The 8,441-nt window shown below is 71.7% G+C and carries 8 protein-coding genes, 1 tRNA gene and 1 pseudogene; 6 read left to right on the top strand and 4 right to left on the bottom strand.

The genetic code is table 11. The annotated features are described in order from the left end of the window. Nucleotides 1-94, bottom strand: a pseudogene (locus tag AB0F29_RS41360) (ATP-dependent DNA ligase); the annotation flags it as partial. 171 nt (nt 95-265) lie between these two features. On the opposite strand from AB0F29_RS41360, the gene AB0F29_RS41355 reads away from it, so the two are divergent. After that, nucleotides 266-1,897: a DoxX family membrane protein gene (locus AB0F29_RS41355; protein ID WP_361884142.1), complete on the top strand. Its 1,632-nt coding sequence runs from the start codon at nt 266-268 to the stop codon at nt 1,895-1,897. A gap of 153 nt (nt 1,898-2,050) precedes the next feature. Here the strand turns inward: AB0F29_RS41355 and AB0F29_RS41350 are convergent, their stop codons facing one another. The 3 genes from AB0F29_RS41350 to ugpC form a co-directional block, all read right to left on the bottom strand. After that, a complete protein-coding gene (locus tag AB0F29_RS41350) occupies nt 2,051-2,767 on the bottom strand; it encodes a nucleotidyltransferase family protein (RefSeq protein ID WP_018959800.1) in 717 nt (238 codons plus the stop codon). A gap of 72 nt (nt 2,768-2,839) precedes the next feature. Further along, nucleotides 2,840-3,253: a hypothetical protein gene (locus AB0F29_RS41345; RefSeq protein ID WP_018959799.1), complete on the bottom strand. Its 414-nt coding sequence runs from the start codon at nt 3,251-3,253 to the stop codon at nt 2,840-2,842. A 254-nt stretch (nt 3,254-3,507) separates the two neighbouring features. Beyond that, nucleotides 3,508-4,644 (bottom strand): sn-glycerol-3-phosphate ABC transporter ATP-binding protein UgpC, encoded by a 1,137-nt coding sequence (gene ugpC / locus AB0F29_RS41340; RefSeq protein ID WP_361884139.1) that lies wholly within the window; start codon nt 4,642-4,644, stop codon nt 3,508-3,510. 177 nt (nt 4,645-4,821) lie between these two features. On the opposite strand from ugpC, the gene AB0F29_RS41335 reads away from it, so the two are divergent. The 5 genes from AB0F29_RS41335 to AB0F29_RS41315 all read left to right on the top strand — a co-directional run. Further along, nucleotides 4,822-4,895 (top strand) — tRNA-Thr (locus AB0F29_RS41335). A 139-nt stretch (nt 4,896-5,034) separates the two neighbouring features. Then, nucleotides 5,035-6,060, top strand: coding sequence for a helix-turn-helix domain-containing protein (locus tag AB0F29_RS41330; RefSeq protein ID WP_361884144.1), 1,026 nt, complete (start codon nt 5,035-5,037; stop codon nt 6,058-6,060). 306 nt (nt 6,061-6,366) lie between these two features. Beyond that, nucleotides 6,367-6,897, top strand: coding sequence for a toxin-antitoxin system HicB family antitoxin (locus AB0F29_RS41325; RefSeq protein ID WP_361884137.1), 531 nt, complete (start codon nt 6,367-6,369; stop codon nt 6,895-6,897). A gap of 125 nt (nt 6,898-7,022) precedes the next feature. Next, the gene (locus AB0F29_RS41320; protein ID WP_361884135.1) at nt 7,023-7,913 is read left to right on the top strand and encodes a DUF4097 family beta strand repeat-containing protein; all 891 of its coding nucleotides are present in this window, start codon (nt 7,023-7,025) and stop codon (nt 7,911-7,913) included. Nucleotides 7,914-8,157: 244 nt separating this feature from the next. Next, the coding region (locus AB0F29_RS41315; protein WP_361884133.1) for an ATP-binding cassette domain-containing protein at nt 8,158-8,441 on the top strand (284 nt) is incomplete at its 3' end.

Here is an 8,441-nt window from a genome sequence, read left to right as displayed (position 1 = left end):
GGTCCTCGCTCCGCGGAACGGCGGTGGTCCCCACCCAGGCGGGCGTACCGGGCGGCGGATTCTTGGTGAAGAAGACCTGGCCGTCCGGCCCGTCCGTGCGCGGCAACGCGCGTACCGTGCGCGGCAACCGGCTCGCCCGCCCGGCGAGTCGACGCGCGAACGCCGAACACAGCCCCAGGTTGCCCGAGTTTGGCCTGATCTTGACGGGTCTCGGACACATTCGGTGCGGTCAAGGCAGTGTCCTAAACACACATCACTCGGTTAGATGAGTGTGGACACCAGAACGCCTCGGTTCGACGAGCAACCCGCCGCCCTGAGCATGACCAAGGTGGACAGCGACCCCGCGCAGGTCATCGTCAACCACGCCAGCTTCCGGGTGCAGCTCGCCCCGGGCCAGCGCGCACGGCTGCGCGTCCCCGCGGAAACGGCCCGCATCCCAGCCATGAGCGGTCCCGGCGGAGGCCGCAGGCGGGCACCGGTCGTCTGGAGCGGGAAGTCCGCTCCCGGCGACCCCGGCGCGACAGGCCTCCTCCAAGCCGTGCGCAACTCCACCGCCGGACACCTCGACGCCGGACTCGGCGGGGCCTCCGGGAGCGGACACGGGGCGGGCGCGACGCAAGTCATCCCCCTCCTGGAGGAGACGCAGCCCAACCCCGTACTGACCGCCCCCCACCAGCCGGGACACACCGGCCCGCTGCTGCCGCCCATGCGGCAGGCCGTCGGCGCCTACGACCCGGTCGAGGGGCCCGACGACCTCGGCACGACCGGCACCCCCGGCGACGACTACGACGAAACCGCCGAGTCCGCCGAGTCCCGCGCCCGGCGCGGCGTGGGCGACCCCGTCCGGCACGCCTACTACCCCGGCCACCGGATGAACCTGGGCGTGGTCCTGCTCCCCATGCGGGTACTCCTCGGCTTCATCTCCATCTACGCCGGCATGGGCAAGCTGAGCGACCCCGTCTACTTCGACGGCGGCGAGCGCGGCTCCATGGTCACGTGGCTGACCTCCCTGCACCCGTGGGCGATGGCCGAACCGCTGCGCGACTTCGCCCTCTCCCACCCGGTCGGCGCCGGCCTGACCGTCGCCTTCCTCCAGGTCGTCGTCGGCGTACTCACCGTCCTCGGCCTCTGGCAGCGGGTCGCCGCCGCGCTCGGCGCGCTGCTCTCCGCCGCGCTGCTGGTGACCGTGAGCTGGCGCTCGGTCGCCGTGTACGACGCACCCGACATCATCCTGCTGGCCGCCTGGAGCCCGCTGATCATCGCGGGCGCGCCGGTCTACTCCGTGGACGGCCGACTGGCCGGAGAGGCCTGGCGCAAGCTCGGCCCGCGCTCGGAGATCTGGGACCTGCGCCGCCGGGTCCTGCGCCGGGGCACCGTCGTCGCGACGGTCGTCGTCGGCTGCACCCTGCTCATCGGCTCCATCCTCGGCGGCGCGGTCCGCTCCAGCGAGGTCGTCACCGTCCCCGGCCGCAACGACAACCCCACCAACCGCCTTCCCGGCATGCCGCTGCCCCAGGAGTCCACCGGCGAGCGCCAGGCCTCCCGTACGCCGGACCAGCGGCGACAGCCGGAGCCCAGCCGCTCCGGCGCGGCCACCACACCCGAGGGCGACCAGGCCACACCGGGAGCGACGCGCGACTCCGGCGGCCAGAACACCGGTACGGACACCCAGCCCAGCCAGACCCAGGGCACCGACCAGGCGCCCCCGCAGCAGTCCACCCCGCAGGAGCCCCCGGCCGCCACCAGCGCCGGACCCACCTCCGCCGGATCCACCGGCGACGCCTCGTCCGGAGGCGGCGGCGAACCAGCGCCCATCGGCGGCTCGACCTCCACCGGCGGCGAGGGATCGACCACGGGCGGCGGCGGCCGGAACCCGATCGGCGGCCTCCTCGGCTGACCCCGCACGACCGGTACGACAGCAGTGAGGGGCGGCCCCCACCCGGACGGAACAACCGGGTGGGGGCCGCCCCTTCGTATGAACGAGAGGCCCCAGGCGCGAGGCCGACGGCGTCAGCCGTCAGCCGCCATCTGTCAGCCGCCGTGGGAGCCGTCAGCCGTCGTGGGAGCCGAGCTCGCGGGCCGCCTCGGTCAGGTCCTTCGCCGTGTCGATGGCCCGCCAGTACGCCCCGTTCGGCAACGGATACCCGGCCAGCCGGCGCTCGCGGGCGAGACGCGGGAACGTGGTCCGCTCATGGTCGCCGCGGTCCGGCAGCAGCTTCGTGAACGCCGGCGAGAACACGTACACCCCGGCGTTGATCAGATAGGGGGACGGCGGCGACTCGATGAAGTCGGTGATGTGCCCGAACGCGTCCGTCTCCACGGCACCCCACGGGATCCGGGGCCGGGCGAGGGCCAGGGTGGCGGTGGCGTCGCGCTCCGCATGGAAGGCGGCCATCTCCCGCAGGGAGAAACGGGTCCAGATGTCGCCGTTGGTGGCGTACCAGGGCTGCTCCGGATCGGGCAGCCGCCCGGCCGCGTACTTCAGACCGCCGCCGCGACCCAGCGGCTCGGTCTCCACGACGGTGGTGACCCGGAGCGGCAGCACGGCGGCGTCCAGCCACTCCTGGAGCACCTCGGCGAGATGCCCGCAGGAGACCACGGCGTCGGTGACTCCCTCGGCGGCCAGCCAGGACAGCTGATGCCCGATGATCGGAGTCCCCGTCCCGGGGATCTCCACCATTGGCTTGGGACGGTCGTCGGTGTACGGCCGCAGCCGCGACCCCTGGCCACCGGCAAGGATCACGGCCTGCGTCGGATACGTATGCATGGCAGGCACGATATGCGGTGCCCGCCATCGGAGGGCGACGCTCCGTGCGACCGCCTCCCGGGCCGGGAGCCCTCAGCTGAACTGCGCGACGCCGGAGGCGAACGAGGTGTCGCAGACGGGCCGGGAGAAACGGTGCGCCCGGGTCGGGCCGTACTGCTCGACGGCCGCCTTGCCGAGGGCCTTCGCGATCGACATGCAGTGGCGGGCGAGCGAGGGACGCTGCTCGACGGCGCGCTGGAGGCCGGTGAGCGCGGCCCCCGGGTCCTTCTCCGCCAGCTCCACGAGCAGCTTCTCGCGCAGGACGTCCTGCGGGGCGTGCGGCTTCGCCGGCTTGGACACGGTCTCCGACGAGGCGGCCAGCAGCTGGGAGTCGTTGTCCGACTCCGCCCACTGGACGCTGGTGACCGCGAGGGTCCCGGACAGAACCATGACGACGGGCAGGACGAGAGCGAGGGATCGGCCGATGCGGCGCGCGGTGTGGGTCACGCAGCGAGCGTAGCGGCCAGTGATGACCTGGCGACAATTCGTCACCCTTGCGGGGGATGGTTCGACGCGCCCTTTCGAATACGAGCTTGACGAACCAGGGCGAAATGACCGTGAAGTGCCCGTGAAGTGCCCTGTGCGCCAGGGTATTTGCTGCCGCCCGTCACCGAAACCCCAACCCGCCGGGACCACGCAAACGGCCCCGCACCCCCTTGCGGGGAGTACGGGGCCGGGCGAACGGGGGGTGCGGTGCGGCGTCAGTTGGTGAGACGCTCGCCGGTGGAGGTCGCGAAGACGTGCAGTTCGTCCGGGCGCGGGACGACGTGCAGCTCCGTGCCCTTCTCCGGGACGGCACGGCCGCCGACGCGGACGACCAGGTCCTTGTGCTCGCCGTCGAGCTGCGCGCCACCGTAGACGAAGCCGTCGGCGCCGAGCTCCTCGACGACGTTGACGGAGACGGCGAGACCGGCCGGCGCGTCCGAGGAGTCCTTGGTCAGCGACTTCGCGGCGGCGCCGCCGTGCTCGACGATGTCGAAGTGCTCGGGGCGGATGCCGACCGTCACGGTGGTGTCACCACGGTCCGCGGCGGCGGTGAGCGCCTCACGGGAGACCGGGACGACGCTGTTGCCGAACTTCACGCCGCCGTCGGTGATCGGGACCTCGACGAGGTTCATCGCGGGGGAGCCGATGAAGCCGGCGACGAAGAGGTTCGCGGGGCGGTCGTACATGTTGCGCGGCGAGTCGACCTGCTGGAGCAGCCCGTCCTTCAGCACCGCGACCCGGTCGCCCATGGTGAGGGCCTCGACCTGGTCGTGGGTGACGTACACGGTGGTGATGCCGAGGCGGCGCTGCAGCGAGGCGATCTGCGTACGGGTCGAGACACGGAGCTTGGCGTCGAGGTTCGACAGCGGCTCGTCCATGAGGAAGACCTGCGGCTCACGCACGATGGCCCGGCCCATCGCCACACGCTGACGCTGACCACCGGAGAGCGCCTTCGGCTTGCGGTCCAGGTAGTCGGTGAGGTCCAGCATCTTGGCGGCCTCTTCGACCTTCGCCCGGATCTCGGTCTTGTTGATACCGGCGATCTTCAGCGCGAAGCCCATGTTGTCCGCGACGGACATGTGCGGGTAGAGCGCGTAGTTCTGGAACACCATGGCGATGTCCCGGTCCTTCGGCGGCAGGTGCGTGACATCACGGTCACCGATGCGGATCGCACCGCCGTTGACGTCCTCAAGACCCGCGAGCATGCGCAGGGAGGTCGACTTGCCACAACCGGAGGGACCGACGAGGACGAGGAACTCACCGTCCGCGATGTCGATCTCCAGCTGGTCCACCGCCGGCTTCGTGGAGCCGGGGTAGACGCGGGACGCCTTGTCGAACGTGACACTGGCCATGCTGAATCTTCTCCTCAACCGGCAGGAACGTGCCGGACGATCCGAGTAGGGAGTGGTCTGGTCCACAGACGCGAACCTGCCGTGACGCTACCTGGCGTTTTCCGATCTGTCAGTAGTCCGAGGCACACGGAAATCGCGGACGAGCGGGGCACTGGGTTGGTTAGACTGCTCCGACACGCCTCCTTAGCTCAGCTGGCCAGAGCAACGCACTTGTAATGCGTAGGTCGTCGGTTCGAATCCGACAGGGGGCTCAGCGTGAAGCCCAGGTCGGGTCTCCTCTGGCCTGGGCTTCTTCGCTTTCCGGGCGACGCATGCCCGTTTAGTCCTTGTTTATCGGACCTTTATCGCGTTTCCCCAGGCTCGCAAGGAGCCGAACCCATGGGGGACCACATGCTCCGCATCCACTTCAGCGACGTGGATCTGGCCAGGACTCGGCTCGCTCCCGCGCCCGACCCCCTGTTCGAGATCGCCGCGAGCATGCACCGGCTGCAGTCCAGCCGAGGCCGCTGGGCGCATGCCGGGTGGTATCGGACGGCGCGGCGGGATCTGCGGGAGAAGGGGCTGGATCGGGCCCTGCGGAGCGTGCTGCTGCCTCTGTATCCCCGGGCCGCGTACTTCCCGGACTTCCTTACGCCGTCCACCGGGGTGGACGGGCTGGAGGCGGGGCTTGAGACCCTCCTGGCCACGCCCGCGCGGCGGGTCGAGGAGGAGATCACCCTCTTCGACCGGCTCATCGGGGCGCCCGAATGGGCCGGGCGCCTGGCCGAGCGCGGAGCGCGGCAGGAGTTCGTCGGGGTACTGCGCGCGTACTACGCCGCCGTCGTCGTGCCCCAGCAGGAGCGCATCCAGGCTCGCATCGAGGCCGAGCGGGCGGTGCGTGGTCGTGGTCTTCTGCACGGTGGGGTAGAGGGGATGCTCGCCGGGCTCGGGCCCATGCTGCGGTGGCGTGCGCCCGTCCTGGAGGTCGCGTATCCCCGGCAGACGGAGGACCGGGACCTGTATCTGAACGGTCGCGGGCTCACTCTGGTCCCCTCGTACTTCAATTGGGGTGAGCCGGTCGCGTTCGCTGATCCGGGGCTGCCGCCGGTGCTCTGGTATTCGCTGCTGCACGAGCCTCCGGCCCGTCCTCTGCGGGAGGAGGACCCGGAGCGTTCGCTGGCCAATCTGCTCGGGCGGGCCCGGGCGAGCGCGCTGTGGGCGGCGGCCGGCGGTGCCACCACGGGGGAGATCGCCCGTGCCGCCGGTGTCTCGGCGTCCGCCGCCAGCAGGCATGCCACCGTCCTGCGCGACGCGGGGCTCATCGTGACCGCCCGCAACGGCCCCGCCGTTCTGCACACCCTCACCCCCACCGGCGCGTCTGTCCTGCGTGCCGCCCGGGCCGGGGCGGGCGAGGAGACCGCGGGCGCGCCGCGCTGAGCGGGCGGGTGTGGTGGCGTCCGGGACGGCCGCCGTTCTTCGGGGGGTGCCCTTTGAGTTTGGTGGCCTCGTGGCGCCTCGAGGTGCCAGGTGGCACCAGCTGACGCCAGATGACCCCATGTGGTGCCAGGTGGCGTGCCAGATGGTGCCAGGTGGTGTTGTTGTGGTGCCAATGGGGGCCGCCTTGGGTGCTCCTGTGGTGTTGCCTTGGCTTCCCTGGTTGTGATGTTGCAGGTCAGGGGCTTCCTTGAGGGGCGTGAGCCAGAATGGCTCGACGTGGTGCCATGCATGTGCCATGATGGCGTCATGGACCTCACCCCCTACGTCGACAATCTCCGGCGCGAACTCGCCGTCGCCGCGGATGCCAGCGGTGACGAAGCCCGCGCCCTGGCCGAGCGGCTCAGTGCTCCCCTGGAGTCCGCCGTCCGGCTGACCCTGCTCAACGTGCTCTCCGCGGCCATGGGCGACGTCACCCGGGAGCTGGCTCCCGGTTCGGTCGACGTACGGCTGCGCGGGCTCGATCCCGAGTTCGTGGTGACGCCGCCGCCGGTGCCCGAGCCGGAGCCGGTGCGGGAGGAGCGCGAGGCGGTCGTGGCTCCCGTGGTGGTGGCGCCTTCGGCCGGGGAGGCCGACGACGGCACCATGGTGCGGATCAACCTCCGTCTCCCCGCCCACCTCAAGGGCCGCGCCGAGAGCGCCGCAGCGGCGGAGGGGCTGTCGGTCAACGCCTGGCTCGTGCGGGCCGTTTCCGTGTCCCTCGACGGCGGGGGGCGCGCGAGCGCGACGGGCCGGGGCAAGGACTCGGGCGGTCGCGGCTTCACCGGCTGGGTCCGCTAGGCCCGCTGGGTCCTGGGCCTGCTGGGCCGCCTGCTCGTAGCCGGCGCCACTTCACCGGCGGATCGCCGATCCGGCCGACGTCACTGATCACTCATCACTCACCGAGCCAAGAGGACGGGACAGCCATGCCTTCTTTCGATACCCCCGAGCCGATCTCCGCCGTCATCGAGCTGGACGCCGGCACCGCCCGCATCACCGCCGGCAAGCGCACCGACACGGTCGTCGAGGTGCTGCCGGGCAACGGATCCGACGAGGACGACGTACGCGCCGTGCAGCAGACCCAGGTGGCCTGCTCGGGTGGCCGTCTCACCGTCAGAACCCCCAAGAAGCGCTCCCTGTTCGGCAAGCCGGGCGCCGTCGTGGTGAGCATCGAACTGCCCGCGGGCTCCGATGTGCGCGGTACCTCCGCGCTGGGCGGCTTCTTCGGCGAGGGGCCGCTCGGCGAGGTCCGGCTCAGGACCTCGCTCGGCGACCTCCAGGTGGAGGAGGCGGCCCGCGCCGAGCTCAGGACCGACCACGGCGACATCCGGCTGGTCCGCTCCACCGGGGACATCGAGGTCATCGGCTCGGGCCGGGTCGAGGTCGGCGCGGTCGCCGGGGCGGCGGTCGTCAAGAACGGCAACGGCGCGACCGTGATCGACGAGGCCGGCGGTGAGCTGAAGGTCAACGCGGCCAACGGCGACATCTCCGTGGGCGTCGCGCACGGCGACGTCGTCGCCAAGTCCGCCAACGGGCGCATCGAGATCGGCGTCGCCCGAGCCGGGGTCGATGCGACCTCCTCCAACGGGCGCATCCGCGTCGGCGACGTGACCCGCGGCCGTATCGCTCTGCGCACCTCCGTCGGCGACCTCGAAGTGGGCATCCACGAGGGCACCGCCGCCTGGCTCGACCTGAACCCCAAGTTCGGCACCGTACGCAACTCGCTCGGCGCCGCCGCCGGGCCCGAGGACTCCGACGAGACCGTCGAGGTGCACGCCCGGAGCGGGGCCGGCGACATCATCGTCCGCCGTGCCTGAGTGCGCCGTGCCGGAGTCCGCCGCGCCTGGCCCCGTGGTGTCTGAGTCCGTCGCTCCTGGCCCTGCCGTGCCTGAGTGCGTCGCGCCTGAGTACGCCGTGTCTGGCTCCGTCGCGTCCGGGGCCGCTGCTCCCGACTCCGCTGCTCCCGACTCCGCTGCGGCCGGCCCCCGCCGTGCTCGCCTCCTGTCCCGCCCACGCCCGACTCGCCGCTTACGCAAGGGCACCAGCATGAAGGGAACCAGCATGACTGTCACCCGGACCTCCGCGCCGCTCGCCACCCAGGCCGCGGCGCAGGCGATCACCGCCACCGGACTGCGCAAGTCCTACGGCGACAAGGCTGTCCTGGACGGTATCGATCTGGCCGTCCCGGCCGGTACGGTCTTCGCCCTGCTCGGCCCCAACGGCGCCGGCAAGACCACCGCTGTCAAGATTCTCTCCACCCTCATCTCCCCCGGCGCCGGCTCCGGCGCGATCCGCGTCGGCGGGCACGACCTCGCCACCGACGCCCAGGCCATCCGCGCCACCAT

This window comes from Streptomyces sp. NPDC026589, from assembly GCF_040638385.1.
In the GTDB taxonomy this organism is placed as follows: Bacteria; Actinomycetota; Actinomycetes; order Streptomycetales; family Streptomycetaceae; genus Streptomyces.
Note: the sequence above shows the minus strand (reverse complement) of the source record. Positions and strands in the feature narration are given on the sequence as shown.